Below are 25,914 nucleotides of genomic sequence, written 5' to 3' on the forward strand. Positions count from 1 at the left end.
GTTACTTTTTCGGCGTCTGGAAAAAGTGACCCGCCGTCAGGGCGGAACCCTAAGCAGCCGTTACCGCAGCAACGGATATTCACAAAGCACACCCAAAGCATGGTCGGCCCAAAGGCCGCCAAGACACAAAAAAAAAGGGGCAACCGAAGTCGCCCCAAAATGCCTTGCGTGCTCATCAATCCAGAAGAATCACTTCTTGCGCTTATTCGCATCCTTCCAGATAAAAAATCCAAACCCTGCAAAAAACAGAACCATCAGCCCTACAGTCAGGACCCCGGCAAACACCACGTTATCGAAAAACATGACTGGCCTCCTGGCCCCTGCTCTGCTGCGATGGGACTAAGTTACCAAACACACAGGCGCACAAATTGACCGGGATCAATACCAGCAAAGAAGGGAGATAAAGGAGGGAAATTAAATGACCTGCATCAACGGATGCAGGGGCATATCAACGCTTTTTCGGCTTGTTTTTCGACTTTTTCTTGGTTTTTCCCAGCGGCATCGCCTGCTCGAACGCTTGGCGCACTTCGTTCAGGCGCTTCTCTTTTATGTCATGCACCCGCTTGGCGCGCTCAGTGCTGAGGTCGATCAGTTTGTCGTCTTGGCTCATGGCGTTCAGTACATCGCAGTAAAGGATCACAACTGCCACGTCACCGGCAGGACCGGGTCAATAATGCAACGTCACACCAGCGCTGACCAGCCGAAGATCAGATCTCGATATCGACCCACAAGCCTTGGCGCGGTTGATCTTCCATCAGCGGCACCACCGGCACGGTGTTGTCGGCGTTCAACTCGGTACCGGGTACCGCCAGGTGTTCTTCCGGGTCCTCATCGGCTTCGCGGCGGCGACGATCACGCTCCTGCTGGCGACGCTGTTCTTCGCGCGCCAGCAGTCGATCCTCTTCCGGATCGCGCTTTTGCAGATCGATCGTGCTTTCGTTCGAGCTTTCCTGCACCGGCACCACCGGCGGAATGTCCGGCCGCTGGCGGATCGGATCCTGCTGCGAAGTGATCGGCACAGCGCTCAAGGGGAGCATCGGTGGCAACATATAAAGGGTCTCCTGTCTGCAGGCTATCGGCTGCGGCAAAGGCGCCTTGAGCCATCCGTCGTAAATCTGTGACGCATTTGGCACCCTGCAGGAGCTGCCGCAGGCTGCGATCTTTATCAGACAGCTCAAACCTCAAGGGTTCTCAAAGATCAAAAGATCGTCCGAACGCGGCCCGAGCCTTCGGCAGCTCCTACGCCAGTAATCTTTGGCCCTGAAGCCCTCATTCCGTTAAGATAGCCCGCTTTTTCAAGGTGGGAGTCAGGCAGCATGGCGCAGCAGTATCAACCGGGGCAACGCTGGATCAGTGACAGCGAAGCAGAGCTTGGTTTAGGCACCGTTCTGGCACAGGACGGCCGCTTGTTGACCGTGCTTTACCCGGCCACTGGCGAAACCCGCCAGTACGCGCTACGGAATGCGCCCCTGACCCGCGTGCGGTTCTCGCCGGGTGACAGCATCACCCACTTCGAAGGCTGGAAGATGACCGTGCAGCAAGTCGACGATGTCGACGGGCTGATGGTCTATCACGGTCTCAACGGGCAGAACGAAGCCGTCACCCTGCCGGAAACCCAGCTGTCGAACTTCATCCAGTTCCGTCTGGCCAGCGACCGTCTGTTCGCCGGGCAGATCGACCCGCTGGCGTGGTTCTCGCTGCGTTACAACACCCTTGAACACACCAGCCGCCAGTTGCAATCATCGCTCTGGGGCCTGGGTGGCGTGCGTGCGCAACCGATCGCGCACCAATTGCACATCGCCCGTGAAGTCGCCGACCGCATCGCGCCGCGCGTTCTGCTGGCGGACGAAGTGGGTCTGGGTAAAACCATCGAAGCCGGTCTGGTGATTCATCGCCAACTGCTCTCGGGCCGCGCCAACCGCGTGCTGATCCTCGTCCCGGAAAACCTTCAGCACCAGTGGCTGGTGGAAATGCGTCGCCGCTTCAACCTGCAGGTCGCGTTGTTCGACGAAGAACGCTTCATCGAAAGCGATGCCGCCAACCCGTTCGAAGACACCCAACTGGCGCTGGTCGCGCTGGAGTGGCTGGTCGACGACGAGAAGGCGCAGGACGCACTGTTCGCCGCCGGTTGGGACCTGCTGGTGGTCGACGAAGCGCACCACCTGGTCTGGCACGAAGAAAAAGCCAGCCCGGAATATTCGCTGGTCGAGCAACTCGCCGAAGTCATCCCGGGCGTGCTGCTGCTCACCGCCACCCCGGAACAACTCGGTCAGGACAGCCACTTCGCGCGTCTGCGCCTGCTCGACCCGAACCGTTTCCATGACCTGGCTGCCTTCCGCGCCGAGAGCGAGAACTATCGCCCGGTGGCCGAAGCCGTTCAGGAATTGCTCGACAAGGGCCGTCTCTCGGCCAAAGCGCACAAAACCATTCAAGGGTTCCTCGGCAACGAAGGCGAAGCCCTGCTGACCGCGGTCAACGATGGCGACAGCGAAGCCAGCGCCCGACTCGTGCGTGAACTGCTCGATCGCCACGGCACCGGCCGCGTGCTGTTCCGTAACACCCGCGCTGCCGTGCAGGGTTTCCCGGAGCGCAAACTGCACCCGTACCCGCTGCCGTGCCCGGACGAGTACCTCGAACTGCCGTTGGGCGAACACGCCGAGCTGTACCCGGAAGTCAGCTTCCAGGCGCAGCCGGACGCCAGTGAAGAAGAACGCTGGTGGAAATTCGACCCGCGCGTCGAATGGCTGATCGATCAGCTGAAAATGCTCAAGCGCACCAAAGTGCTGGTGATCTGTGCCCACGCCGAAACCGCGATGGACCTGGAAGACGCCCTGCGCGTGCGTTCCGGCATCCCGGCCACGGTGTTCCACGAAGGCATGAACATCCTTGAGCGTGACCGCGCCGCCGCCTACTTCGCCGATGAAGAGTTCGGTGCGCAAGTGCTGATCTGCTCGGAGATCGGCAGTGAAGGTCGCAACTTCCAGTTCGCTCACCACTTGGTGCTGTTCGATCTGCCGTCGCACCCGGATTTGCTCGAGCAGCGTATCGGTCGTCTCGACCGGATCGGCCAGAAGCACATCATCGAATTGCACGTGCCGTACCTGGAAACCAGCCCGCAAGAGCGCCTGTTCCAGTGGTACCACGAAGCGCTGAACGCGTTCCTCAACACCTGCCCGACCGGCAACGCCTTGCAGCACCAGTTTGGCCCGCGCCTGCTGCCGCTGCTCGAAGAAGCCGACGACAGTGAGTGGCAAGCGCTGATCGACGAAGCGCGCAGCGAGCGCGAGCGTCTCGAAGCCGAACTGCACACCGGCCGTGACCGTTTGCTGGAGCTCAACTCCGGCGGCGCCGGCGAAGGTGAAGCTCTGGTCGAGGACATCCTCGAACAAGACGATCAGTTCGCCCTGCCGATCTACATGGAAACCCTGTTCGACGCGTTCGGCATCGACAGCGAAGACCATTCGGAAAACGCCCTGATCCTCAAGCCGAGCGAGAAAATGCTCGACGCCAGTTTCCCGCTGGGCGACGACGAAGGCGTGACCATCACCTACGACCGCAACCAGGCGCTGTCGCGCGAAGACATGCAGTTCATCACCTGGGAACACCCGATGGTGCAGGGCGGCATGGACCTGGTGCTGTCCGGTTCGATGGGCAACACCGCCGTCGCGCTGATCAAGAACAAGGCGTTGAAACCGGGCACTGTGCTGCTGGAACTGCTGTATGTCAGCGAAGTGGTAGCGCCGCGTTCGCTGCAACTGGGCCGTTACCTGCCACCGGCCGCGCTGCGCTGCCTGCTCGATGCCAACGGCAACGACCTGTCGGCTCGCGTCTCGTTTGAGACCTTGAACGACCAGTTGGAAAGCGTGCCGCGTGCCAGCGCCAACAAGTTCATCCAGGCCCAGCGCGATCAGCTGACGCCACGGATCAACGCAGGTGAAGACAAGATCGCCCCACGTCACGCCGAGCGCGTGGCCGAGGCCCGTCGCCGTCTGGCGGCCGACACCGACGAAGAACTGGCGCGCCTGACCGCGTTGCAAGCGGTCAACCCGACCGTGCGTGACAGCGAACTGGTGGCGTTGCGTGAGCAGCGCGAGCAGGGTCTGGCGATGCTGGACAAGGCTGCGTTGCGACTGGAAGCGATTCGGGTGTTGGTGGCGGGCTAATCGCCCTGCCCCACCGCTGAAAACAACAAGGCCCGCAGTGATGCGGGCCGATCGTTCCCACGCTCTGCGTGGGAATGCAGCCCGAGACGCTCCGCGTCTCTTTCGCGAGTTGGGACGCGGAGCGTCCCTTGAGGCATTCCCACGCAGAGCGTGGGAACGATCATCAAAGCAAAAGCAAAGATCGCAGCCTTCGGCAGCTCCTACAGGAAACCACATTCCCATGTAGGAGCTGCCGAAGGCTGCGATCTTTTGATCTTAAGCAGTCGCTACTGCAACCTCTGGCTCAAGCACCGCCACCAACCCTTCCTTCATCCGCTGCGCATCGCGTACAAAACACCGCGCCGCCAGAAACAGAAACACCATGGTCAAAAACAGCGCCACTGGAATCAAATACATCGCGTCATGCAGCCCAACAGCCTTGAACGCCTCGGTCATCTGCTCCGCCCCGGACGCCGCCATCGCCGTGTGCGCAAAATGATCCGACAGACCACCGACCACCACCGGCCCCAAACCGCCGCCCAGCAGATACAGCCCGGCAAAGAACAACGCCATCGCTGTCGCCCGCAAACGCGGTTCGACCACGTCCTGAATCGCCGTGTAAACACAGGTGTAGAAGTTGTAGGCAAACAGCCAGCCGACGCTGAACACCGCGACAAACACACCAATCTCGATTCGCCCTGAATGCAACGCCCACGCCGTGCACAAGGTCGAGATAATCAGGCTGAACGCCGCGAACAACAGCCGCCCATTGGCCACGCGCTGGTGAATCTTGTCGGCAATCCAGCCGCCCAGCGTCAAACCCACCAGCCCGGTGACGCCGACGATCATCCCGGTGGCCACCGCCGCGTCCTGCAACGGCATCAGGAAGTAGCGCTGCAGCATCGGCACCAGAAACGAGTTGCAGGCATACGTCGCGAAGTTGAAACACAACCCGGCCAGCACCAGCCAGAGAAAAGTCGGAACCGCCAGAATCCGCCGGATCGGCCTGTCGACTTTCTCTTGCGAGACTTGCACGGTTTCCGCCGCGCCGCGCTTCGGCTCTTTGATGAAAAACATGAAGATCGCCAGGATCAGCCCCGGCACCGCGGCAATAAAGAACGGCGCACGCCAGCTGTCGAACGCCTTGACCATCGCACCAATGGTGAAGAACGCCAGCAACAGGCCCAACGGCAAACCGAGCATGAAAATCCCCATCGCCCGTGCCCGCCGGTGCGCCGGAAACAAATCACCGATCAGCGAGTTAGCCGCCGGCGCATAACTGGCTTCGCCGATGCCGATGCCCATGCGCACGATCAGAAAGCTCCAGAAACTGCCGACCAGACCATTGACCGCCGTCAGCGCACTCCACGTCGCCAGACCCCAGCCCATCAGCTTGCTGCGCGAACCGGTATCGGCCATCCGCCCCAAAGGCAGGCCGGCGATCGCGTAAACAAGGGTGAATGCCGTGCCGACGATCCCCAGTTGAAAGTCGCTGAGGTGCCATTCCATGCGGATCGGCTCGATGATGATCGCCGGAATGGTGCGGTCGAAGAAGTTGAACAGGTTGGCGAGGAACAGCAGGAACAGAATGCGCCAGGCATTCGCCGCTTGGGTCGAGTTCTGCATGGGTCCGTCTCTTTATTGTTATAGGGCTTCACTGCCAACGCATCCGAGCCCGGAACCTGCAATCTAGTCAGCCGCGCCGAGGCTGTCTGTGATCATTCGTCTGCCTGATATCGGCCCATGGCACTGTAACGAAACGTAAGCCCTTGATAAGCCTGCAATCCCCCGAAAACCGGGGCTTTTGCGGCAAAACCTTGCCACAAAAAAATAGTTTCGCGTCCCCCTTCCCAAGTCTGCGGCAAAGCCTAGAATGGCCGCCGGATCCGTCCGGATCTCCCGATCAATCCCTTTGATACCCTCGCCCATGTCTGAAGTCAGTCCGTGTCTGAATTGCGGTGCCTGCTGTTCCCATTTTCGCGTGTCTTTCTTTTGGGGTGAGTGCTCATCTTCCGGCGGCACGGTGCCCGATGAACTGGTCACGCAGATCAGCCCAAGCCGGGTGGCGATGAACGGCACCGACTGCAAATCGCCACGCTGCACGGCGTTGGAAGGCGAAGTCGGCAGCGAGGTGAAGTGCTCGATTTATGAATTGCGCTCCAGCCCCTGCCGAGAGTTCGAATCGTCATGGGAAAACGGCGAACAGAATGTCGATTGCGACAAGGCTCGCGCGCGTTTCGGCTTGCCGCCGCTGCAACCGGACTGGGCGCAAATCCCTTTCGAACAGATCGCTTGAGCCTTTAGCGCCAATCGCTATGACGCTAATGCCGAAATCATTAGCGCCAATGTGCCACTACCCCTTCCAGTCCAAAAACCGCCTCTATACTCCTGTCATTCGCCTGCGTTCACCGCGCAGTCAGGACGACTTCAGAGACGGGGCATGCTATGGAGTGGCTTGGTTTGCAGTTTGTTACCGAGCTGCCGGAGAGCGGGCAGGTCATCCTCGATTGCAGTCACAACTCTCTCCTGGTGATGGTTGCGTATCTGGTCGCCTGCGCAGCCAGTTTCGCCACTCTGGATATGGCTGAGCGCGTTGTAAATGCCGAAGATCCGGGGTCGCGGCGGATCTGGCGCTGGATCGGCGCGACCTGCCTGGCCGGCGGCATCTGGGCCATGCATTTCATCGGCATGCTGGCTTTCCAGACACCTATCGACATTCAGTACGACCTTGGCATCACCCTTTTCTCGTTGCTGATCGCCCTGCTCGCCTCTTGGCTGGCCATGCAAACCCTGAGCGAAGCGCAGCCGAGTGCGTTGCATTGCTTGAAAACCGCGTTTGTCATCGGCCTGGGCATCGCCGGTATGCATTACGTTGGCATGGCGGCGATGAAGTCGAGCGCCACCGCCTACTATCAACCAGGACTGTTCGCGCTGTCTGTGGCGATCGCCATCGGCGCCAGTTTCGCCGCGCTGTGGGTGGCCCGCTATCTGAGCGAAGGCGGCGGCGTGGCGCATCAGTTGCTCAAGTACAGCGCTGCGCTGATTCTCGGCGCCGGCATCATCAGCATGCATTTCACCGGCATGGCTGCGCTGGATCTGGTTCTTCCCGAGGGAGGCCTGACAGCGAGCGGCGGCGATAACGGGCATCTGCAACTAGGCCTGACCGTGGCGCTGATCATCCTGCTGATCCTTGGCAGTGCGATCAGTGCAGCGCTGGCCGACAAGAAGCTGCAGAACAAAGAAGAGGATCTGCGCCGGGTCAACGCCCTGCTTAGCCAGCTCGATCAGGCGCGCATGTCGCTGCAACAAGCGGCCAACTACGACGCCCTGACCAACCTGATCAACCGCCGCGGGTTCAACCAGATCTTCGCCGAGAAACTCTGCCAGAAAGCCACCGAGGGCGGCATGCTCGCGGTGATGTTTCTCGACATCGACCACTTCAAGCGGATCAACGACAGCCTCGGTCACGACGCTGGTGACGAACTGCTCAAGGTGATCGCCCAGCACATCAAAGGCTCGGTGCGCAGCCATGAAGACGTGGTCGCGCGGTTCGGTGGCGACGAGTTCTGCATCCTCATTAACCTGCGTGAGCGCGAAGAAGCCCGCAGTATGGCCCAGCGCATCATGCTCAAAATGAAGGAGCCGATCGAACTGGCCGGGCGCCGCATGGTGATGACCACCAGCATCGGCATCAGTCTGTTTCCGGAAGATGGCAGCACCTGCGAAGAACTGCTCAAGCACGCCGATCTGGCGTTGTATCAATCCAAAGGCGCGGGACGTAATGGCCTGCACTTTTTCAGTTCCAACCTCAAGACCCGCGCCAGTTTCGAGCTGCAACTGGAAGAAGAACTGCGCCATGCCCTGCGCGAAGAAAACGGTCTGACGCTCTATTACCAACCGATCTTCGAACTGAAAACCGGCCGTGTCACCAAACTGGAAGCGCTGATCCGCTGGCAACATCCTCTGCACGGTTTGCTGACCCCGGATCGTTTTATCACCATCGCCGAAAACAACGGCCTGATCGCCGAACTGGACAACTGGGTGCTGCGCCGCGCCTGCAAGGATCTGGGTGAACTGTCACGGCATGGCTGCGAAGAGCTGAAAATCGCCTGGAACTGCTCGCCGCTCAATCTCGCCCGGGAAGAACTGGCCACTGAAATCGAAAGTGCCTTGCGCACTGCCGGTGTCGCGCCGGAACGGCTGGAACTGGAAGTCACCGAGAACGCGTTGATGGGTAACATCGCCAACACCCTGGTGCTGCTGCGGCAGATCCGCGCGCTCGGTGTGTCGCTGTCGATCGACGACTTCGGCACTGGCTACTCGTCGCTGGCTTACCTCAAGCGCCTACCGCTCAACACCTTGAAGATCGACCGCTCGTTCATCCTCGACATTCCCACGGCAACCGCCGACATGGAGATTGTCCAGGCGATCATCGTCATGGCGCACACCCTGCATTTGCAGGTGGTCACCGAAGGCGTGGAAAGCCTGGAGCAATACGAATTTCTTGAACGCTCGGGCTGCGACTTCATTCAGGGTTACCTGCTCAGCCGCCCGGTACCGCTGGACGAGCTGCGCCCGGTGCTGGAAGAAATCAATCAGCGCAAACATTCACACGCGCTCAATCCGTTGATTCTGGCGCGCGGTACATTTGCACCAGTGTCGCTGGATCCTGCGCCAAAAAGCCCTGCGCCCCATGCAGGCGCATCAATTGTGCGGCCAATCCGCTGATCGGTGTCGCCGAGCCTTGTTCGCGGGAAAACTTCACTGCCGTATCGAGATCCTTGAGCAAGGTGCGCACGTGCCACTTGATCGGTTCGAAACGGCTTTCGGCCATTTGCGGCGCCAGAATCTGCAACGGTTTTGAATCGGCGAAACCGCCGGCCAACGCTTCGGCGATCAGGCTCGCATCGACCCCGGCCTGCTCGGCCAGCGCCACCACTTCGGCGATCACCAGCGCATTGCAGGCAACGATCATCTGGTTGCAGGCCTTGGTCACCTGACCGGCACCGATGCCGCCCATGTGCGTGACACGTTGACCGAGATTGAGCAGCACCGGGCGCACGCGTTCAAGGTCCGCCGCATCACCGCCGACCATGATCGCCAGGCTACCGGCCTCGGCGCCGACCACGCCGCCGGACACGGGTGAATCCAGCCAGGACATGCCGGTTTTCTCCAGCAGTTGCGCCGCCATTTCGCGAGTGGCCGTCGGTTCCAGGCTGGAAAAATCCACCAGCAACTGATTGTTTTCCGCGCCTTCGGCGCCACCGTCCAGGCCGAACCCGCCCCCGCCCCCCCCCGCCGTATCGGCCAGACACAACATCACCACGTCGGCGTGTTCGCACAGTTCAGCCGGACTCTCAACCTGCCGGGCACCGGCCTCGACCAGTGGCGCGCATTTGTCCGGGTTGCGATTCCACACGGTCAGCGGGTAACCCGCCGCCAACAGACGCCGGCACATCGGCAGGCCCATCAGACCGATTCCGGCGAACCCCAACGAAGGTAGCGTTGACATCATTTTGCCTCTTTTCGATTAAAGATCGCCGAATAATGGCCGATTCATCAACGATCAGGAAAGGATTCCCCCCAGCGACAGTCAGGCCAAATCCCTGACGCTCGGGCTCAATACGCGCAAATAAAAGACGCGAGATCTTATTCCGTGAGGTTCGCAGGCAAAAGGCTCGCGAGCCAACCAGTCCAGGTATATGGCGCACAATGACTTCTAAAAATAATCCCGCCACTGCGGTATCCGATCTGACGTTAAGCCCCGCTGCCAACAGCCCTTCATCGTCGAAGCCATTGGTCCCGTCGCGCCCGCTGTCGACTCAGCAATACCTGTACTTCACCGAAACCAATACCGACCGCATCCTCGACAACCTCGACGGCCTGCGTGATCTGGTGTTCCCGCGCCCGCCGCACCTGGAAGGCGACAACGAGCAGCACAACGATCAGGAATTCCCCTCGGTGTGCCTGATCGGCCTCGGTCGCTGCGGCTCCAACATCGCCCTCGATGTCGCGGAGCTGGTGTACAACGCGCGCAAGTTCTACCTCAACGAATTCAACAACGAAGACCGTGCGGCGGATCGCCGACTGGCCGACAAGGGCTACAGCCCGGCGCAGTGGATCAAGAACAACCTGCGCATCGGCCCGAACAAATCCACCAAACCGGTGTTTCTGGTCGAACCGCTGGTGATGCTCGGCGACCTCGACAAAGACATCGCCGGGCGCATCCGTTTCTCACGCAAAGGCGAGAAAAGCGGCTTCCTGCGCGACTACAGCAAAATGAAGATCATGGACTTGTCCGAAGTCCACGCCGGTGGCGCCGGTAACGCGCCGATCCTCGGCCAGTACCTGGCGAAGATCATCCTCAACAAGGACACCCAGCGTTTCTCCAGCCCTGACTGGAAAATGATCCACTCGTATCTGATCGACAGCTGTGGCATCAAGGCCAACCAGTCGCGCCTGTATTTCTCGATCTTCAGTGCCGGCGGCGGTACCGGTTCCGGCATGGCTTCGGAATTCGGTCTGGCCCAGCAGCACTCGTACATGAACAAGACGTTCGACACCAAGCCGATGGACGAGCATGACGGCAAGAGCGGTCATTCGTTCGTGTTCGAACCGATCTTCACCAGCGGCATCTGCGTGCTGCCGAACATTTCCGATCACCGCAGCGAAATGTCCGAGGCGCTGCACATCAACGCCGGTCGCCTGCTGTGCAAATACCTTTCGGAAGAATGGGATTTCTCTTACAACTTCGCTAACGAAGACAGCAGCGAAGCCAGCGTCATGGGCCGTATCCGCCCATGGAACGCGATGATGCTGATCTCCAACGACATCATGCGTTACGCCGAAGAGAGCGATGACGGCAACATCCAGAACATTGATGTCAATGCGATGGAAAAGCACGCCAACCAGTACATCTCGCAGCAGATATTCAACATTCTGACGGCGCAGGCCGTCACCACGGACTACGACCAGAACTACTTCCGTCGCGCCGGCATCGACATCGGCGAAACCATTCGCCTCGACGCCAATGACCTGTTCATGAGCCTGGCCGGCCCGGTGGCGATTGCCTACGCCGAGTCGGTGGTGCCGGAAACCCCGCCGCCGAGCAGCGACAAGTTCAAGGTGTTCGACAAAGAGCCGCAGCGCCTGAACATCGACGACCTGTTCTTCCGCTCGATCGACCTGCCGCACTTCAACAAGGTCACGCAGGCGATCGAAGGCATCAGCCTGCTGCCGATCGAGTCCAAGCGTTATCGCGCTTCGCTTGAGCAGTACAAGAATTCCGGTTACGACGCCGCCGCCCTGCACGACCTGCACTTCTTCAAGAACTGCTCGTCGGTGGTTTCGATCGTCTCGCTGCCGAAAGACTACAAGCTGTCGTACATGGACCTGAACCGGTTGAAGACCCACCTCAACAGCCTGTTCCCCAACACCACGCTCAAGCGTTATGCGCTGGTGATCGGTGCTTCGGCCAACCTGTCGCTGACCACCCTGATCGCCAAGAGCCCGTGCCTGTCGGACGACTTCCTGACTTTGATCGTGGCGTTCATCAAGCGCTGCTTCGCGAAGAACCCGTACCGTTTCGACGAGACCCTGGACAACTCGATCCTCGATTTCATCATCAACGAGGAGTTCGACGAAGACCGCATCGACGACCTGCTCAACGAGTTCGAAAACCCGGCGAAGATCCTCGATACCAACTGGTACGCGATCAAACCGATGTACGAGAAGAAGTACCGCGAGCTGATCAACGACAAAGAAAAGTTTGTCTCGATCAATGACATTCGCCTGTCGCGTGATTGTGTGAAGAAGTCGATCAAGTATCTGCGTGAGATTTACCGTCACCGGATTGGCAAGACCAAGGTTATTTCGCTGAATAACCATACCGGGAAGTCGTTCACGGTCTGATCCAGGACCGAGTCGCCCCATTCGCGAGCAGGCTCGCTCCCACGATCGTTCCCACGCTCTGCGTGGGAATGCCGCCCGGGACGCTCTGCGTCCCAATGCGGACGCAGAGCGTCCATTGATGCATTCCCACGCGGAGCGTGGGAACGATCATATCCAGAAACAATTAAGCAGCCGTTAGGCTGCTTACTAAACTGTTCCCGTTACGTTTACGTCACCGTGAGGCCACCTTCGCTTGTGGTGTTTCTCTACGGCAACGTGCCATCACGCTACTCCGCTACACACTTTTCGCCGATGACCGGCCGCACCATCAAGGTGCGACGCCGGCAGCGCCTGCCCTTTCCTGGATCAGAATCCACGGCGAAACCACCACCGCCCACAGCTGTGGATCGCGTTCGAAAAGATCCAGCGCCCGCGTTTCAGACAGCTTGGCGACTTTGTCTTCGGCCAGCCAGGCAGCCACTTTCTCGCCTTCATCCGACGCCACGGCCTCAGCAGCCGCGATCAAATCCAGCGCCGCGTCGACCCACAATAGGGCACCCTTGGCGAAGAACGGCTCCAACTCTTTCCAGGTAATAGATGCGGTTTCACCAAGCAGCTTGGCATAGAGGGTGCTAGGTTCTTGATTCATGGGTGCTGTCCGGAAAAGAAATCGACGCGAATAATAACGTTGGTGGTCCGCCAGCAAAACCCGGTTGCAAAAGGCTGCACCGAACGAAAAGAGCAGGAACGCCAAGGAATGCTGCTGATTGGGCTATATGCCCACGAACGCCCCGCCGCAATTCTGTCTTTTTCATTCAAAAATGCGACACCCCCAAGTTTTGCCCCTCGGCGCCCGCTTCCCAGGCTGACAACCGGCGCTCTACACTGTACCGGTACAGTTGCCGGGGGCATTTCCGGAGGGTATCGCAAAGATATCTGACCCGGTTCTGCTGCTACGGCGCCAGAACTCAAAAAAATTACAACAGTAAGAGTGGAGCACTATGACTAAGGCTACTAAGCAGATTTCCAAACTGTTTGCCGCTATGGTTCTGGCCGGGGTTGCCAGCCATTCGTTCGCAGCTGACACCATCAAAATCGGTATCGCCGGTCCAAAAACCGGTCCAGTAGCCCAGTACGGCGACATGCAGTTCAGTGGCGCAAAAATGGCCATCGAACAAATCAACGCCAAGGGCGGCGTCGACGGCAAGAAACTCGAAGCCGTTGAATACGACGATGCCTGCGATCCGAAACAAGCGGTAGCGGTCGCGAACAAGGTCGTCAACGACGGCGTCAAGTTCGTGGTCGGTCACCTGTGCTCCAGCTCCACTCAACCGGCTTCGGACATCTACGAAGACGAAGGCGTGATCATGATCACCCCGGCTGCCACCAGCCCGGACATCACCGCCCGTGGTTACAAAATGGTCTTCCGTACCATCGGTCTGGACAGCGCCCAGGGCCCTGCCGCCGGTAACTACATTGCCGATCACGTGAAACCGAAAATCGTTGCTGTGCTGCACGACAAGCAACAATACGGTGAAGGCATCGCCACCGCCGTTAAAGCCACCCTCGAGAAGAAAGGCACCAAAGTTGCCGTGTTCGAAGGCGTCAACGCCGGCGACAAGGACTTCTCCTCGATCATCGCCAAGCTCAAGCAAGCCAACGTCGACTTCGTTTACTACGGCGGCTACCACCCTGAGCTGGGCCTGATCCTGCGTCAGTCCGCTGAAAAAGGCCTGAAAGCCAAGTTCATGGGTCCGGAAGGCGTGGGTAACGACTCCATTTCGCAGATCGCCAAAGACGCTTCCGAAGGTCTGCTGGTAACCCTGCCGAAATCCTTCGACCAGGATCCGGCCAACATCGCTCTGGCAGATGCCTTCAAGGCGAAGAAAGAAGATCCGAGCGGCCCGTTCGTGTTCCCTTCCTACTCGGCTGTTGAAGTGATTGCCGGCGGTATCACCGCAGCCAAGAGCGAAGACCCGGCCAAAGTGGCTGAAGCCATTCACGCTGGCACCTTCAAAACCCCGACTGGCGACCTGAGCTTCGACGCCAAGGGCGACCTGAAGGACTTCAAATTTGTGGTTTACGAGTGGCACTTCGGCAAACCAAAAACTGAAGTATCCCCTCAGTAAGGCGCTGCCTGACTGACTGCCAATAAAGCCCACGGCGTGCCGTGGGCTTTGTTTTACGAATGTATGGGCCGCGCTGGCGTGATCCGCCAGTCTCCCCACCTGAAAATCTCAAAACCGTCATCAGCGGTTCGCTGGCAAAACCCGGATTCGAAGTGGATATAGATCCACGGGGCCGGGCGGGAAAATGACTCCACCAGTGAAATGCGTATCAGGTTTTTAGGAGCGTTGTAATGCCTGACCTCTATCACTTCTTCCAGCAGCTGGTTAATGGTCTGACCATTGGCAGCACGTATGCCCTGATTGCCATCGGCTATACGATGGTTTACGGCATCATTGGAATGATCAACTTCGCCCACGGCGAGGTGTACATGATCGGTTCCTACGTGGCGTTCATCGCCATCGCCGGGCTGGCCATGATGGGAATCGACAACGTCCCGCTGTTGATGACCGCAGCCTTCATCGCGAGCATCGTCGTGACAAGTTCCTACGGTTACAGCATCGAACGGATCGCCTACCGCCCCCTGCGCGGCAGCAACCGTCTGATCCCGCTGATCTCCGCCATCGGTATGTCGATCTTCCTGCAGAACACGGTTCTGCTGGCGCAAGACTCCAAGGACAAATCCATCCCCAACCTGATCCCCGGGAACATTTCCTTCGGGCCAGGTGGCGCACATGAAGTGCTGATCTCCTACATGCAAATCGTGGTGTTCGTGGTGACCCTGATCGCCATGCTCGGCCTGACGCTGTTCATCTCCCGTTCTCGCCTGGGTCGCGCCTGCCGCGCCTGCGCCGAAGACATCAAGATGGCCAACCTGCTCGGCATCAACACCAACAACATCATCGCCCTGACCTTCGTCATTGGTGCTGCGCTGGCGGCCATTGCGGCTGTGCTGCTGAGCATGCAATACGGCGTGATCAACCCGAACGCCGGTTTCCTCGTCGGCCTCAAAGCCTTCACCGCGGCGGTACTCGGCGGCATCGGCAGCATCCCCGGCGCCATGCTCGGCGGGTTGGTGCTTGGGGTGGCAGAAGCGTTTGGCGCCGATATCTTCGGTGACCAATACAAGGACGTCGTGGCTTTCGGCTTGTTGGTTCTGGTGCTGTTGTTCCGTCCGACCGGCATTCTGGGCCGTCCGGAGGTTGAGAAAGTATGACTAGGAATCTTAAACAGGCACTGTTCAGTGCTTTGCTGGTGTGGGCTGTGGCCTACCCGGTACTCGGTCTGAAACTGACCATCGTCGGCATCAACCTCGAAGTGCACAACACCAGCCCGATGATTCTGGCGACCATCGCCTTCTGCTCGGTGCTGATGTTCCTGCGGGTGCTGTTCAACCAGCAGATCAGCAAGGCGTGGAAATCCTCGCCGGGTATGCCGTTGATCCCGGCCAAGGCCAGCAACTTCCTGACCCTGCCGACCACGCAACGCTACTTCATCATTGCGCTGATCATCGGTGCCCTGGTGTGGCCGTTCTTCGGCTCGCGTGGCGCGGTGGACATCGCGACGCTGATCCTGATCTACGTGATGCTTGGCCTGGGCCTGAACATCGTCGTCGGTCTGGCCGGTCTGCTCGACCTTGGTTATGTCGGCTTCTACGCCGTCGGCGCCTACAGCTACGCGCTGCTGTCGCACTACTACGGCTTGAGCTTCTGGATCTGCCTGCCGATTGCCGGCCTGATGGCGGCGACGTTCGGCTTCCTGCTGGGCTTCCCGGTGTTGCGTTTGCGCGGTGACTACTTGGCGATCGTGACCCTCGGCTTCGGCGAGATCATCCGTCTGTTCCTGCGTAACCTGACCGACATCACTGGCGGTCCGAACGGCATCAGCAACATCGAGAAACCGACGTTCTTCGGCCTGACCTTCGAGCGTAAAGCGGCGGAAGGCATGCAGACCTTCCACGAATATTTCGGCCTCGAATACAACTCGATCAACAAGGTGATTTTCCTTTACCTGGTTGCTCTGTTGCTGGCGCTGGCGGCGCTGTTCATCATCAACCGCCTGCTGCGCATGCCGATCGGCCGTGCGTGGGAAGCGCTGCGTGAAGATGAAATCGCCTGCCGTGCACTGGGTCTGAATCCGACGATCATCAAGTTGTCGGCGTTCACCCTGGGGGCGAGCTTCGCCGGTTTCGCCGGTAGCTTCTTCGCTGCCCGTCAGGGTCTGGTGACGCCAGAATCGTTCACCTTCATCGAGTCGGCGATCATCCTCGCCATCGTCGTGCTGGGTGGCATGGGCTCGCAACTGGGCGTGATTCTCGCGGCCGTGGTGATGATTCTGTTGCCGGAAATGATGCGTGAGTTCAGCGAATACCGCATGTTGATGTTCGGTGCGCTGATGGTGTTGATGATGATCTGGCGTCCACAAGGTCTGCTGCCGATGCAACGCCCACACATGGAGTTGCGAAAATGAGCCGCGAGATTCTTAAGGTTGAAAACCTGAGCATGCGCTTCGGCGGCTTGCTCGCGGTCAATGGCGTGGCCCTGACCGTCAAAGAGAAACAAGTGGTTGCATTGATCGGGCCGAACGGCGCCGGCAAGACCACCGTGTTCAACTGCCTGACCGGTTTCTACCAGCCAACGGGCGGCAGCATCCTGCTGGACGGCGAGCCGATTCAAGGCCTGCCGGGCCACAAGATCGCCCTCAAAGGCGTGGTGCGCACCTTCCAGAACGTGCGTTTGTTCAAGGACATGACGGCGGTCGAGAACCTGTTGATCGCCCAGCACCGTCACCTGAACACCAACTTCCTGGCCGGCCTGTTCAAGACCCCGGCGTTCCGCAAAAGCGAGCGCGAGGCCATGGAGTTTGCCGAGTACTGGCTGGAAAAGGTCAACCTCAAAGAGTTCGCCAACCGTACCGCCGGCACCCTGGCCTACGGTCAGCAACGGCGTCTGGAAATCGCCCGCTGCATGATGACCCGCCCGCGGATCCTCATGCTCGACGAACCGGCCGCCGGCCTGAACCCGAAGGAAACCGAAGACCTCAAGGCGCTGATCAGCGTGCTGCGTGAAGAGCACAACGTCACCGTGCTGCTGATCGAACACGACATGAAACTGGTCATGAGCATTTCCGACCACATCGTCGTGATCAACCAGGGCACGCCCCTGGCCGACGGTACGCCGGAACAGATCCGCGACAATCCTGAAGTGATCAAAGCCTACCTGGGGGAAGCGTAAATGCTGCAGTTCGAAAACGTTTCCACCTTCTACGGCAAGATCCAGGCCCTGCACAGCGTCAACGTCGAAGTCCGTCAGGGCGAGATCGTGACCCTGATCGGCGCCAACGGTGCCGGCAAGTCGACGCTGCTGATGACGCTCTGCGGTTCGCCGCAAGCGCACAGCGGCAGCATCCGCTACATGGGTGAAGAACTGGTCGGCCAGGACTCGTCGCAGATCATGCGCAAAAGCATCGCGGTGGTGCCGGAAGGTCGTCGGGTGTTTGCCCGTCTGACCGTTGAAGAAAACCTGTCCATGGGCGGCTTCTTCACCGACAAAGGCGACTATCAGGAACAGATGGACAAGGTTCTCGGCCTCTTCCCACGCCTGAAAGAACGCTTCAACCAACGCGGCGGCACCATGTCTGGTGGCGAACAGCAAATGCTCGCCATCGGCCGTGCGCTGATGAGCAAGCCGAAACTGCTGCTGCTCGACGAACCGTCGCTGGGCCTGGCACCGATCATCATCCAGCAGATTTTCGACATCATCGAAATGCTGCGCAAGGACGGTGTGACGGTGTTCCTGGTCGAGCAAAACGCCAACCAGGCGCTGAAAATCGCTGACCGGGCGTACGTTCTGGAGAACGGCCGCGTGGTCATGCAAGGCACCGGTGAAGCGCTGCTGACCGACCCGAAAGTACGCGAGGCGTACCTCGGCGGTTGATGCATGTCGCTAAACAAAAAACGGCCTTCGGGCCGTTTTTTTATGCCTGCGAAATCCCCCTGTAGGAGCTGCCGAAGGCTGCGATCTTTTGATCTTGATTTTAAAAAAAAAGATCAAAAGATCGCAGCCTTCGGCAGCTCCTACACGGGGTGTATTGTCAGTACGGGTTGCAGTGTTGGGCTACAGCGGTGGCCTGATCGACATACGGACGTGCCGGTTCAAGATTCCACTCCGGCTTGTTGCGCACAGGCTTGCCCTCGTAGGTGGCCGCGAGGTGGCAAACCATCTGCCGGCGCAGCGACCCGCCATTGACGCTGTACTGCCGCCACTGCTGATCATCCTTGTGCTTGTTGTACAACTCGGCAAACATCCGGTCGGTCTGGTCATCCTTGATCGCGCGTCCGCAAGCGGTCGGCACCACCGAAAGCGACCAGGTGTTCGGCCCCAGTTTCGGATCGGGGCGTTGTACCCAAGTGCTCGATTCGATGTACTTCTCACAGAACTGCGGCGCCGCCGGCGTTGCGGTCTGGATGCACGAAAACGAAGCCTTGCCGACCGGTGTTTTCGGGAAGTCGATCTTGATGATATTGCGGTCCTTGCCGGTCTTGGCCTTGTAGTCGCGCTGATTGGCCATCGCATCGTTCAAGCCGCGTTGATCGCTGTAGAAAAACGCCAGAATCGGCAGTTCATCGGTTTTCGGATTGCCCAGACGCAGCTCCGTCTGGGTTTGAAACTCGCGGCTGTTGATGACTTTGCGCGCGCCCATGAAGTTGCGAAAGGCGTCGACCCGCTCCTTGCTGCTCATCGGATTGCGCATGTTGAAGCCGCACTGCAACTGGTCCTGTTGCCGATTGTTGTTGTACTGGGTGAAGTGCGCGACCCAGGCACTCGGATTGCTGATCGGCGGCTTCATGGCCTGACAAACCGCTTCGGCCGGCGCAGTGTTTTTGTTGTCACCACAACCGCGGTCATTGCGATAGTCGGTCCAGGCGTCATTGGGAAAGGCACAGTAAAGGTGCACCGGCGTCTCGGGGTCGCGAATCAGATCCCTTGGCGTAATGAGGTAGCCATTTTGCGTACTCATGCCGGGGTCTTCATAACTGATGCCATCAGCGCGCATATACGAGGCGGCAAACGTCCCCAACTCCACGGCTTTCGGGCTGGGATTCCACACGTCCCATTTCTGCCCCTTTGCCGGATCCGCCCGGTGCGTGCCCCGCACCAACAGCCCGGAACAGTCGGACGCGGGGTCCTGGCCGCAACTGTCGACGGTCTTGTTGTACAACGTCTCGACCTTTTTCAGCGTCTCGTCGCATGACTCGGCATTGGCCCAGGTGGCCTGTACCAGCAGTGGCAACATCAGCAATGGGGCGATCCTGTTCAAGCGTTTTTTCATGGCTTGCATCTCCTTGATTAGCCAAACACACCTTCAACGCGGGACGGGATTGCACCCCGCTGCCCGAGTCTCGCTGTCCGACAACGCCGGGCGAAACGGCTCGAGATTCCATGGCGTCTTGGCGCGGTAATTGACCAGGACGCAACTCAATTGCTGACGCATGCTGCCGACGGATTTTTCATTGTCGCGCCAGTTGCTGTCGGCCCCTTTAAGGGCGAACAACTGGTCGTACAAAGCCCCGAGTTGCTCGTTGGGCAATGCTCGACCTGCCGCTGTGGGCACGACGCTCAAGCTCCATTCATCTTTGCGTGTGCCGGGGTCGTAACGCTTGATCCAGTTGGCTGAGGCGATGTAGTTCGGCGCAGGCGCAACGGGCGTCAGCTGCGCGCCGCCGACCACCATCGAGTCGATCACCTGATCAGCCGCGACGTAGCTGAAACGCTGCTCGGGCGGCTTGGTGAAATCCAGCCGCAGGATCGGCACGCTGTAGCCTCGTGCATGCAGCTTTTTCTGAAAGTTGCGGGCGCTGTTGAGGCCATTCTCCGGTTTCGGTGGGGCCTGATCACCGCGCGTGGCGAAGTTTTGCGTGCTGTTGACGTTGTAGATAAAGGCATCGATGTACTTCATGTTTTCGCTGCCGTCGTTGCTCGCCGTGGCGTTCTTCAACATGAACTCGTTGACCTGTGCGCTGAAGGCAAAGGGGTCCTTGTTGGTGGTGTTCGGCCGTGATTCGTGAACCCGGATCATTGCCTTCCAGTCGCTGGGTTTTTCCGCGTTCCACGAGCACTGGCCGTACTGGATCGGCCCTTTCATCAACCCAGTGTATTTCTGTGTCCACTGCTCGGCGGTGCTGACCCCGGCTTCGGCGCAGGTGCCATAGGCCAGCGCGGCATTGCGGTTGTTCATGGTGCCCTGAGCCGCACGCGGCGGTTCGCGGCTGTCGAAGAAACCGCAGCCATACCACTTGCGCTCAGGCCCGGTGCCGCCATCGAAGGCGTAGATGCAAGTGAAGCCCTGCTCCTTGACCGGTAGATTCAGCGACGCTGCATCGGTGGGTGTACGCAGGATGAAACCGGCCGGGTGAATGAGGATTCGCGTGCTCAGATCCTTGCGGATCCACGAGTAGGAGGTCGCGCCAATCTTGATCGCGTAAGGGCTGTAATCCCAAGGATTGAATGGCCCGTCGTTGACCATGCGCAAGGTCACGCCACTGCAATAGTAGAGGCCGCGTGCGGCACCGGTGTCGGGTTCCTGGCAAGCGTCTTTGAGGGTGTTGTAGTTGAGGTTGATGCGCTTGAGTGTGTCCTGCGGATCGGAGACTGTCTGGGCAGCCGCCGAACTGAGCCACAAGGGGAATGCGCAGGCCAGGGCAAAAGATAAAGTCCGGTGCGATAGCACAGCGGAGTCTGAGCGATCCTTTTTCATGAGATACCGTCCTGGTAAATCGGCCCGGGCAAAGGGGCCTTCGAGTTGACTATAGAACAGCCTTGGCAGTCCGGTGGGATAGAACAAAAAGTCAGCCTGCAGGTTATTTAAAAATAATTTGAGCATCGCTGTAACGCATCGCAGTGGGCTTTCTCTAGTGGGGTAAGCAAGCGCAAACCGCTTGTAAAAACCCTGACCAAGACTGGAGAAACATCATGACTGCTACCACCCGCACCCTGTCCGCCACTGCCCTGGTTCTGGCACTCGGTTCTGCTCTGAGCATCGCCGCCGTCTCCACCGCACACGCCGCTGACGCCGACATGGAGAAATGCTTCGGCGTGGCCATGAAAGGTCACAACGATTGCGCCGCAGGTGCAGGCACTACCTGTGCCGGCACGGCGAAAATGGACTATCAGGCCAACGCCTGGAAACTCGTTCCGAAAGGCACCTGCACCACCACTGAAAGCAAAACCTCGCCGACCGGATTCGGCCAGATGGAAGCGTTCAAAGCCAAGTCCTGATCCTTGGTATGCCTGAGTGACGATCATGCTCACAATCAATGACCATGCCCCCTCCTGCACTCAGGCAGCCCTCACCGGGCTCCCGTCCCGTGCCGGGCTGGGGCTCAAGACCGGGCACTTTCGTGAAGTGCTCGGTTCACAACCGGACATTGGCTTCTTCGAAGTCCACGCCGAAAACTACATGGTGGCCGGCGGTCCGTTTCATCATTTTCTCGGGTTGATCCGCGAGCAATATCCGCTGTCGCTGCACGGTGTCGGTTTGTCCATCGGCGCTGAAGGCCCGCTGGATCACCAGCATCTCAAGCGTCTTGCCGAGTTGATCGAACGCTATCAACCACACTCCTTTTCCGAACACCTGGCCTGGTCGAGCCATGGCCCGGTGTTTCTCAATGACTTGTTGCCGCTGACCTATGACACGCCGACGCTGAACCGCGTCTGTGAGCATATCGATCAGGTTCAGAACAGCCTCAAGCGCCCCATGCTGCTGGAGAACCCGGCGACGTATCTGGGGTTTCAGCGCTCGACCATCGATGAGCCTGACTTCATCACCGAGGTCATCCGCCGCAGCGGCTGTGGTCTGTTGCTGGACGTCAACAATGTCTACGTTTCTTGCGTGAACCATCAGCGTGATGCGCTGACTTACCTCGATGCGTTACCGCTGCACGCGGTTGGCGAAATTCATCTGGCCGGTTTTGCCGAAGATTGCGACAGCCTCGGTGATCGTTTGCTCATTGACGATCACGGCGCCCCGATCGATCAAGCCGTCTGGCGTTTGTACCGGCAAGTGCTGCAACGTATCGGCCCGGTGGCGACGTTGATCGAACGCGACAATCAAGTGCCGGCATTCGCGGTGTTACTCGCCGAGGCGCAACAGGCTGATGCGTCGCTGATGGGCGCCGGGAGTCAGTCATGAGTACTCAGGCAGCGTTCAGCGCTGCGCTGCTCGATGTGCGACTGCCGTGCCCCGATGGCCTCTGCAGCCCCAACGGGGCAGATCCCGCGAGCCGTTTTTCGGTGTATCGCAACAACGTGCAGGGCTCACTGATCAATGCGCTGGCGGACAGTTACCCGGTGGTTGTGCAATTGACAGGCGAGGAGTTTTTCCGAGCCATGGCCGCCGTTTTCGTACAAGAACAACCACCACACAATCCGTTGATGAACCGTTATGGCGAAGCGTTCGCGGACTTCATTGCCGCGTTTGAACCGGCCGCCAGCGTGCCATATCTGGCGGACGTGGCACGCCTTGAACACCTGCGCACTTGCGCCTATCACGCCACTGATGCAACTGCGGTGCGGCCGGAGCACATCACCGCTGCACTGACCGCCCCTCAGGCCTTGATCGACCTGCGCCTGCAACTTCACCCCTCTCTGCATCTGCTCGACTCAGCCTACGCCGTGGTTGCGATCTGGGCCGCTCATCAGCGGGACGCAACGCTGGAGCACATCGAGGTCAACCACGGGCAGCACGCTCTGGTGCTGCGCAACGGTCTTGAGGTCGAGGTATTTGCTCTGGAACCCGGCGCCAGCGTGTTTATTCGCCATCTGATCGATGGCCAGCCCTTGTTGGCAGCAGCGGAAAACAGCCCGGAATTCGATCTCGGCCAAACCCTCGGCCTGCTGATCGCTCGCAACGTCATCACTCACCTGAACAACAAGGAACTGCCATGAACAACCTCATCACCCGCGCCATCGCGCTGCTGGAGAAAATCCCCCGCAGTCTGATCGCCTTCATTGCACGTTTCTCGATTGCAGCGGTGTTCTGGAAGTCCGGGCAGACCAAGGTCGAGGGACTGGCCATCGACTTGATCGACGGCACTTTTCAGCTCGGTTGGCCACGTCTGGCCGACTCGACGATTCCACTGTTTAAAAGCGAATACCACGTGCCCCTGCTGTCACCGGAACTCGCCGCGCACCTGGCGGCGTTCGCCGAACACTTTTTCCCGGTGCTGATACTGATCGGCTTCGCCACACGGTTTTCGGCACTGGCGTTGTTGGGCATGACGCTGACCATTCAACTGTTTGTGTACCCCGATGCCTATCCGACTCACGGCACCTGGGCGGCGGTGTTGCTGTATCTGATGGCGACCGGCCCGGGCAAGGTGTCGATCGATCACCTGATCGCCCGCCGATTCGCAAAATAAGCAAAATCCTTTTGGGCTCAGCGCTGAAGGCGATCCAGCGCTTCACCGCTGCGCTTGAACCAGCCGATCAAATAGTCTGCGAGCACCTGCGTGCGCTTCGGCAGTCCGCCCTGATACGGATGCACCAAATACATCGGCATGCGTCGGGTCTGAAAATCTCGCAGCAGCCAGCGCAACCTGCCGTCAGCCAGTTCCGCTTGCAGCAAGTACGAGGGCAATCGCGCGATACCGGCGCCACTGAGCGCGGCTTTCTTGAGAAGGCTGTAATGGTTGCTGGCAAACGGTCCTGACACGCGAACCCGGAGCAGTTCATGCTGCTGGTGATACAGCCATTCCTCGCGCCCGCTGTAGTGGCTGTTGAGCAAACACCGATGCTCAGCCAGTGCTTGCGGCGTCAGCGGTTCACCGAAGCGCTCAAGATAAGACGGACTCGCGCAGGTCATTTCCTGCCAGGCCAGCAACGGTTTGGCCACCAGTCGATCGTCATTGGCCACCTCACTGCGGATCCCCAGATCAAAGCCGTCCCGTGACAGATCGCGGTAGCTGTTGTTCAACTCCAGCTCGATCTGCACGTCGGGGTATTTGTGCGAAAACTCCATCAGCAGACCATCGAAGAAGGTTTCCCCGAGCGACACCGGAACCGTCATACGCACGGGCCCGGCCATGTCGTCCTTCAATCGCGCCAATGCCTGACGCGCTTTTTCGACCTGGACTACAAGCGCCTGCGCCTGCGGCAATAACGCAGCGCCCGCTGCAGTCAGGCTCAAGCGCCGGGTAGTGCGTTGCAGCAAGACTACGGAAAACTGTGCTTCGAGCTGGCTGATGCGCTTGGACAACTGCCCTTTGCTACAGCCCAATTGCTGCGCTGCCAAGGTGAAACTCCCCGCTTCGATCAACACGGCGAACGCCGCCAGATCATCCATTTCGCTCATGGATTGTTTCCATTTGAAAACCAAAGGTTGCCTATTAGTGCGCTTATCTGCAGAAAAAACCACTCTAGACTGAAACCTCGTTCACTCACTTGAGGTACAGCTCGATGAAGATTCTGTTGATAGGCGCTGGCGGCACCATTGGTTCGGCGGTGGACAAAGAACTGTCGCAACGCCACGACGTGATTCGTATCGGTCGCAACAGCGGCGAATTCAATGTCGATATCAGTGACAGCGCATCGATCCGCAAGCTGTTCGAACAGACCGGCAAGTTCGATGCGCTGGTGTGCGCGGCGGGCAACGTGACCTTCGCCCCGCTGGGCGAGATGAATGAAGACAGCTTTGCCCTCGGCCTCAAAGACAAACTGATGGGCCAGGTCAACCTGCTGCTGATCGGCCGCGAATTCGCCAATGACGGCGCGTCATTCACCTTCACCACCGGCGTGCTCAGCCACGACCCGATCCGCAGCGGCGCCTCGGCAGCGCTGGTCAACGGCGCCCTAGACAGCTTCGTGCGCGCCGCCGCCATCGAACTGCCGCGCGGCCTGCGAGTGAACTCGATCAGCCCGACCGTACTGCTCGAAGCGATGGGCAGCTACGCCCCGTATTTCCGTGGCTACAAGCCGGTTCCTGCGGCGGATGTGGCATTGGCCTACGCGAAAAGTGTCGAAGGCTTGCAGACAGGTCAGACATTTCACGTGGGCTAAACCCTTGTGATGAACGGTCAGGCTGCGTAACGTGACGACACTTGTCTGGAGAGCCGAAGATGCGTGTCGCCCGTTCGTTAGTCGTTGTTGCCCTGCTGCCGTTGTTTGCCGCTTGCCAGTTGTTCGATGGCCAGCGAGAAAGTGTCTCGCACGTCGGGCAAACGCGGATGCAAGGGCAACTGACCGCCGCTGACGGCAAACTGGTGTTCCAGCCGTGCCAGGATCAGCGCCAACTGGTGGTCAATGACATCGGTGGCACCAGCATTCTGCAAGAAGCGGCGACCCTCGCCGACGAGCAAGGCAAGCTGTTCGCCGATGTGCGCGGCAAGGTCGCTGGCGACCGTCTCGATCTGACTCAGCTGTACCGCGTCGAGCGTTCCGGCACGGCCTGCGATGATCCCAACTTCAAACAACTGATCCTGCGCGCCACCGGCCATGGCCCGGAATGGAACGTCAAAGTCAGTGGCAAGGGCATGGTCATCGATCGCGAAGGCCAGCCGCCGCTTGCCGTGCCCTATGTTGAAGAACAACTGGGCGATGGCCGCTTCAATCTCAGCAGCGAAGCCAACAACCAGCGCATCGAATTGTGGGTCGCGCCGCAGCGCTGCGTCGACAGCAGCACCGGCAGTGTGCAGCACATGAGCGCCGAGTTGCGCATCGATGGCCAGGTGCAGCGCGGTTGCGGGTATTTCGGCGGATCGCGCAACGACTGAGCGTTTTAGCCTCACCGGATCCGGCCTTTGCGGCTTATAATCGCGGCC

At 59.3% G+C, this 25,914-nt stretch carries 24 protein-coding genes; 15 read left to right on the forward strand and 9 right to left on the reverse strand.

What is annotated here, in order from left to right; genetic code table 11:
• Window positions 1-189: 189 nt before the first annotated feature.
• The 3 genes from ccoM to ACWR1S_RS20195 all read right to left on the reverse strand — a co-directional run bounded on the left by ccoM (window position 190) and on the right by ACWR1S_RS20195 (window position 1,049).
• Window positions 190-303: a cytochrome c oxidase subunit CcoM gene (gene ccoM / locus ACWR1S_RS20185; protein WP_003222396.1), complete on the reverse strand. Its 114-nt coding sequence runs from the start codon at window positions 301-303 to the stop codon at window positions 190-192.
• A gap of 145 nt (window positions 304-448) precedes the next feature.
• Window positions 449-610, reverse strand: a complete 162-nt coding sequence (locus ACWR1S_RS20190; protein ID WP_201227655.1) for a hypothetical protein — start codon at window positions 608-610, stop codon at window positions 449-451.
• 97 nt (window positions 611-707) lie between these two features.
• Window positions 708-1,049 carry a hypothetical protein gene (locus ACWR1S_RS20195; RefSeq protein WP_003222394.1) on the reverse strand — a complete coding sequence of 114 codons (342 nt, stop codon included), beginning with the start codon at window positions 1,047-1,049 and terminating at the stop codon, window positions 708-710.
• 267 nt (window positions 1,050-1,316) lie between these two features.
• Here ACWR1S_RS20195 and rapA point away from each other — a divergent pair, with 267 nt between their 5' ends.
• The gene (rapA, locus tag ACWR1S_RS20200; protein ID WP_454564716.1) at window positions 1,317-4,163 is read left to right on the forward strand and encodes an RNA polymerase-associated protein RapA; all 2,847 of its coding nucleotides are present in this window, start codon (window positions 1,317-1,319) and stop codon (window positions 4,161-4,163) included.
• Window positions 4,164-4,418: 255 nt separating this feature from the next.
• On the opposite strand, the gene ACWR1S_RS20205 is transcribed toward rapA, so the two are convergent.
• Window positions 4,419-5,768 (reverse strand): spinster family MFS transporter, encoded by a 1,350-nt coding sequence (locus ACWR1S_RS20205; protein WP_454564717.1) that lies wholly within the window; start codon window positions 5,766-5,768, stop codon window positions 4,419-4,421.
• A 301-nt stretch (window positions 5,769-6,069) separates the two neighbouring features.
• Here ACWR1S_RS20205 and ACWR1S_RS20210 point away from each other — a divergent pair, with 301 nt between their 5' ends.
• Both ACWR1S_RS20210 and ACWR1S_RS20215 read left to right on the forward strand, forming a co-directional pair.
• A complete protein-coding gene (locus ACWR1S_RS20210; protein ID WP_077571423.1) occupies window positions 6,070-6,438 on the forward strand; it encodes a YkgJ family cysteine cluster protein in 369 nt (122 codons plus the stop codon).
• 149 nt (window positions 6,439-6,587) lie between these two features.
• Window positions 6,588-8,870 carry a putative bifunctional diguanylate cyclase/phosphodiesterase gene (locus tag ACWR1S_RS20215; protein ID WP_454564718.1) on the forward strand — a complete coding sequence of 761 codons (2,283 nt, stop codon included), beginning with the start codon at window positions 6,588-6,590 and terminating at the stop codon, window positions 8,868-8,870.
• On the opposite strand, the gene ACWR1S_RS20220 is transcribed toward ACWR1S_RS20215, so the two are convergent.
• Window positions 8,761-9,657 (reverse strand): NAD(P)-dependent oxidoreductase, encoded by an 897-nt coding sequence (locus ACWR1S_RS20220; RefSeq protein ID WP_454564719.1) that lies wholly within the window; start codon window positions 9,655-9,657, stop codon window positions 8,761-8,763. The genes ACWR1S_RS20215 and ACWR1S_RS20220 overlap by 110 nt on opposite strands.
• 197 nt (window positions 9,658-9,854) lie before the next feature.
• Between ACWR1S_RS20220 and ACWR1S_RS20225 the strand changes: the two genes are divergently transcribed.
• A complete protein-coding gene (locus ACWR1S_RS20225) occupies window positions 9,855-12,053 on the forward strand; it encodes a hypothetical protein (RefSeq protein ID WP_064119773.1) in 2,199 nt (732 codons plus the stop codon).
• A gap of 307 nt (window positions 12,054-12,360) precedes the next feature.
• On the opposite strand, the gene ACWR1S_RS20230 is transcribed toward ACWR1S_RS20225, so the two are convergent.
• On the reverse strand, window positions 12,361-12,681 hold the full coding sequence (locus ACWR1S_RS20230; protein ID WP_454564720.1) for a DUF2288 family protein: 321 nt from the start codon (window positions 12,679-12,681) through the stop codon (window positions 12,361-12,363).
• Between the two features lie 352 nt (window positions 12,682-13,033).
• Between ACWR1S_RS20230 and ACWR1S_RS20235 the strand changes: the two genes are divergently transcribed.
• The 5 genes from ACWR1S_RS20235 to ACWR1S_RS20255 all read left to right on the forward strand — a co-directional run bounded on the left by ACWR1S_RS20235 (window position 13,034) and on the right by ACWR1S_RS20255 (window position 18,034).
• Window positions 13,034-14,161, forward strand: a complete 1,128-nt coding sequence (locus ACWR1S_RS20235; RefSeq protein ID WP_034154998.1) for a branched-chain amino acid ABC transporter substrate-binding protein — start codon at window positions 13,034-13,036, stop codon at window positions 14,159-14,161.
• A gap of 230 nt (window positions 14,162-14,391) precedes the next feature.
• On the forward strand, window positions 14,392-15,315 hold the full coding sequence (gene livH, locus ACWR1S_RS20240) for a high-affinity branched-chain amino acid ABC transporter permease LivH (RefSeq protein ID WP_008082254.1): 924 nt from the start codon (window positions 14,392-14,394) through the stop codon (window positions 15,313-15,315).
• Window positions 15,312-16,568, forward strand: a complete 1,257-nt coding sequence (locus ACWR1S_RS20245; RefSeq protein ID WP_454564721.1) for a high-affinity branched-chain amino acid ABC transporter permease LivM — start codon at window positions 15,312-15,314, stop codon at window positions 16,566-16,568. Before livH ends, ACWR1S_RS20245 begins: the two co-directional genes overlap by 4 nt.
• Window positions 16,565-17,332 (forward strand): high-affinity branched-chain amino acid ABC transporter ATP-binding protein LivG, encoded by a 768-nt coding sequence (gene livG, locus ACWR1S_RS20250; RefSeq protein ID WP_077571419.1) that lies wholly within the window; start codon window positions 16,565-16,567, stop codon window positions 17,330-17,332. The genes ACWR1S_RS20245 and livG overlap by 4 nt, the downstream gene beginning before the upstream one ends.
• Entirely contained in the window at window positions 17,333-18,034 is a 702-nt protein-coding gene (locus ACWR1S_RS20255) for an ABC transporter ATP-binding protein (protein ID WP_008082262.1), read from the forward strand.
• Window positions 18,035-18,191: 157 nt separating this feature from the next.
• On the opposite strand, the gene ACWR1S_RS20260 is transcribed toward ACWR1S_RS20255, so the two are convergent.
• Together ACWR1S_RS20260 and ACWR1S_RS20265 are read right to left on the reverse strand one after the other, a co-directional pair.
• Complete coding sequence (locus tag ACWR1S_RS20260; RefSeq protein WP_454564722.1) at window positions 18,192-19,430, reverse strand: DUF2599 domain-containing protein; 1,239 nt, start codon at window positions 19,428-19,430, stop codon at window positions 18,192-18,194.
• Between the two features lie 33 nt (window positions 19,431-19,463).
• Complete coding sequence (locus ACWR1S_RS20265; RefSeq protein WP_454564723.1) at window positions 19,464-20,855, reverse strand: DUF2599 domain-containing protein; 1,392 nt, start codon at window positions 20,853-20,855, stop codon at window positions 19,464-19,466.
• Between the two features lie 215 nt (window positions 20,856-21,070).
• Between ACWR1S_RS20265 and ACWR1S_RS20270 the strand changes: the two genes are divergently transcribed.
• The 4 genes from ACWR1S_RS20270 to ACWR1S_RS20285 are packed head-to-tail and all read left to right on the forward strand — an operon-like array spanning window position 21,071 to window position 23,517.
• Window positions 21,071-21,376, forward strand: coding sequence for a BufA1 family periplasmic bufferin-type metallophore (locus ACWR1S_RS20270; protein ID WP_454564724.1), 306 nt, complete (start codon window positions 21,071-21,073; stop codon window positions 21,374-21,376).
• A 25-nt stretch (window positions 21,377-21,401) separates the two neighbouring features.
• A complete protein-coding gene (gene bufB, locus ACWR1S_RS20275) occupies window positions 21,402-22,289 on the forward strand; it encodes an MNIO family bufferin maturase (protein WP_454564725.1) in 888 nt (295 codons plus the stop codon).
• Window positions 22,286-23,044, forward strand: a complete 759-nt coding sequence (locus ACWR1S_RS20280; RefSeq protein ID WP_454564726.1) for an HvfC/BufC N-terminal domain-containing protein — start codon at window positions 22,286-22,288, stop codon at window positions 23,042-23,044. Before bufB ends, ACWR1S_RS20280 begins: the two co-directional genes overlap by 4 nt.
• Window positions 23,041-23,517, forward strand: coding sequence for a DoxX family protein (locus ACWR1S_RS20285; protein WP_454564727.1), 477 nt, complete (start codon window positions 23,041-23,043; stop codon window positions 23,515-23,517). Before ACWR1S_RS20280 ends, ACWR1S_RS20285 begins: the two co-directional genes overlap by 4 nt.
• A gap of 17 nt (window positions 23,518-23,534) precedes the next feature.
• Here the strand turns inward: ACWR1S_RS20285 and ACWR1S_RS20290 are convergent, their stop codons facing one another.
• A complete protein-coding gene (locus ACWR1S_RS20290; RefSeq protein WP_454564728.1) occupies window positions 23,535-24,449 on the reverse strand; it encodes a LysR family transcriptional regulator in 915 nt (304 codons plus the stop codon).
• Window positions 24,450-24,553: 104 nt separating this feature from the next.
• On the opposite strand from ACWR1S_RS20290, the gene ACWR1S_RS20295 reads away from it, so the two are divergent.
• Together ACWR1S_RS20295 and ACWR1S_RS20300 are read left to right on the forward strand one after the other, a co-directional pair.
• On the forward strand, window positions 24,554-25,153 hold the full coding sequence (locus ACWR1S_RS20295; protein ID WP_454564729.1) for a short chain dehydrogenase: 600 nt from the start codon (window positions 24,554-24,556) through the stop codon (window positions 25,151-25,153).
• A gap of 59 nt (window positions 25,154-25,212) precedes the next feature.
• Window positions 25,213-25,866 carry a COG3650 family protein gene (locus ACWR1S_RS20300; RefSeq protein ID WP_454564730.1) on the forward strand — a complete coding sequence of 218 codons (654 nt, stop codon included), beginning with the start codon at window positions 25,213-25,215 and terminating at the stop codon, window positions 25,864-25,866.
• Window positions 25,867-25,914 lie beyond the last annotated feature (48 nt).

This window comes from Pseudomonas sp. AIG (assembly GCF_977020205.1).

Coding starts and splice junctions, on each gene's coding strand:
- ccoM (WP_003222396.1), bottom strand. CDS start 303: ATGTTTTTCGATAACGTGGTGTTTGCCGGGGTCCTGACTGTAGGGCTG.
- ACWR1S_RS20190 (WP_201227655.1), bottom strand. CDS start 610: ATGAGCCAAGACGACAAACTGATCGACCTCAGCACTGAGCGCGCCAAG.
- ACWR1S_RS20195 (WP_003222394.1), bottom strand. CDS start 1,049: ATGTTGCCACCGATGCTCCCCTTGAGCGCTGTGCCGATCACTTCGCAG.
- rapA (WP_454564716.1), top strand. CDS start 1,317: ATGGCGCAGCAGTATCAACCGGGGCAACGCTGGATCAGTGACAGCGAA.
- ACWR1S_RS20205 (WP_454564717.1), bottom strand. CDS start 5,768: ATGCAGAACTCGACCCAAGCGGCGAATGCCTGGCGCATTCTGTTCCTG.
- ACWR1S_RS20210 (WP_077571423.1), top strand. CDS start 6,070: ATGTCTGAAGTCAGTCCGTGTCTGAATTGCGGTGCCTGCTGTTCCCAT.
- ACWR1S_RS20215 (WP_454564718.1), top strand. CDS start 6,588: ATGGAGTGGCTTGGTTTGCAGTTTGTTACCGAGCTGCCGGAGAGCGGG.
- ACWR1S_RS20220 (WP_454564719.1), bottom strand. CDS start 9,657: ATGATGTCAACGCTACCTTCGTTGGGGTTCGCCGGAATCGGTCTGATG.
- ACWR1S_RS20225 (WP_064119773.1), top strand. CDS start 9,855: ATGACTTCTAAAAATAATCCCGCCACTGCGGTATCCGATCTGACGTTA.
- ACWR1S_RS20230 (WP_454564720.1), bottom strand. CDS start 12,681: ATGAATCAAGAACCTAGCACCCTCTATGCCAAGCTGCTTGGTGAAACC.
- ACWR1S_RS20235 (WP_034154998.1), top strand. CDS start 13,034: ATGACTAAGGCTACTAAGCAGATTTCCAAACTGTTTGCCGCTATGGTT.
- livH (WP_008082254.1), top strand. CDS start 14,392: ATGCCTGACCTCTATCACTTCTTCCAGCAGCTGGTTAATGGTCTGACC.
- ACWR1S_RS20245 (WP_454564721.1), top strand. CDS start 15,312: ATGACTAGGAATCTTAAACAGGCACTGTTCAGTGCTTTGCTGGTGTGG.
- livG (WP_077571419.1), top strand. CDS start 16,565: ATGAGCCGCGAGATTCTTAAGGTTGAAAACCTGAGCATGCGCTTCGGC.
- ACWR1S_RS20255 (WP_008082262.1), top strand. CDS start 17,333: ATGCTGCAGTTCGAAAACGTTTCCACCTTCTACGGCAAGATCCAGGCC.
- ACWR1S_RS20260 (WP_454564722.1), bottom strand. CDS start 19,430: ATGAAAAAACGCTTGAACAGGATCGCCCCATTGCTGATGTTGCCACTG.
- ACWR1S_RS20265 (WP_454564723.1), bottom strand. CDS start 20,855: ATGAAAAAGGATCGCTCAGACTCCGCTGTGCTATCGCACCGGACTTTA.
- ACWR1S_RS20270 (WP_454564724.1), top strand. CDS start 21,071: ATGACTGCTACCACCCGCACCCTGTCCGCCACTGCCCTGGTTCTGGCA.
- bufB (WP_454564725.1), top strand. CDS start 21,402: ATGCTCACAATCAATGACCATGCCCCCTCCTGCACTCAGGCAGCCCTC.
- ACWR1S_RS20280 (WP_454564726.1), top strand. CDS start 22,286: ATGAGTACTCAGGCAGCGTTCAGCGCTGCGCTGCTCGATGTGCGACTG.
- ACWR1S_RS20285 (WP_454564727.1), top strand. CDS start 23,041: ATGAACAACCTCATCACCCGCGCCATCGCGCTGCTGGAGAAAATCCCC.
- ACWR1S_RS20290 (WP_454564728.1), bottom strand. CDS start 24,449: ATGAGCGAAATGGATGATCTGGCGGCGTTCGCCGTGTTGATCGAAGCG.
- ACWR1S_RS20295 (WP_454564729.1), top strand. CDS start 24,554: ATGAAGATTCTGTTGATAGGCGCTGGCGGCACCATTGGTTCGGCGGTG.
- ACWR1S_RS20300 (WP_454564730.1), top strand. CDS start 25,213: ATGCGTGTCGCCCGTTCGTTAGTCGTTGTTGCCCTGCTGCCGTTGTTT.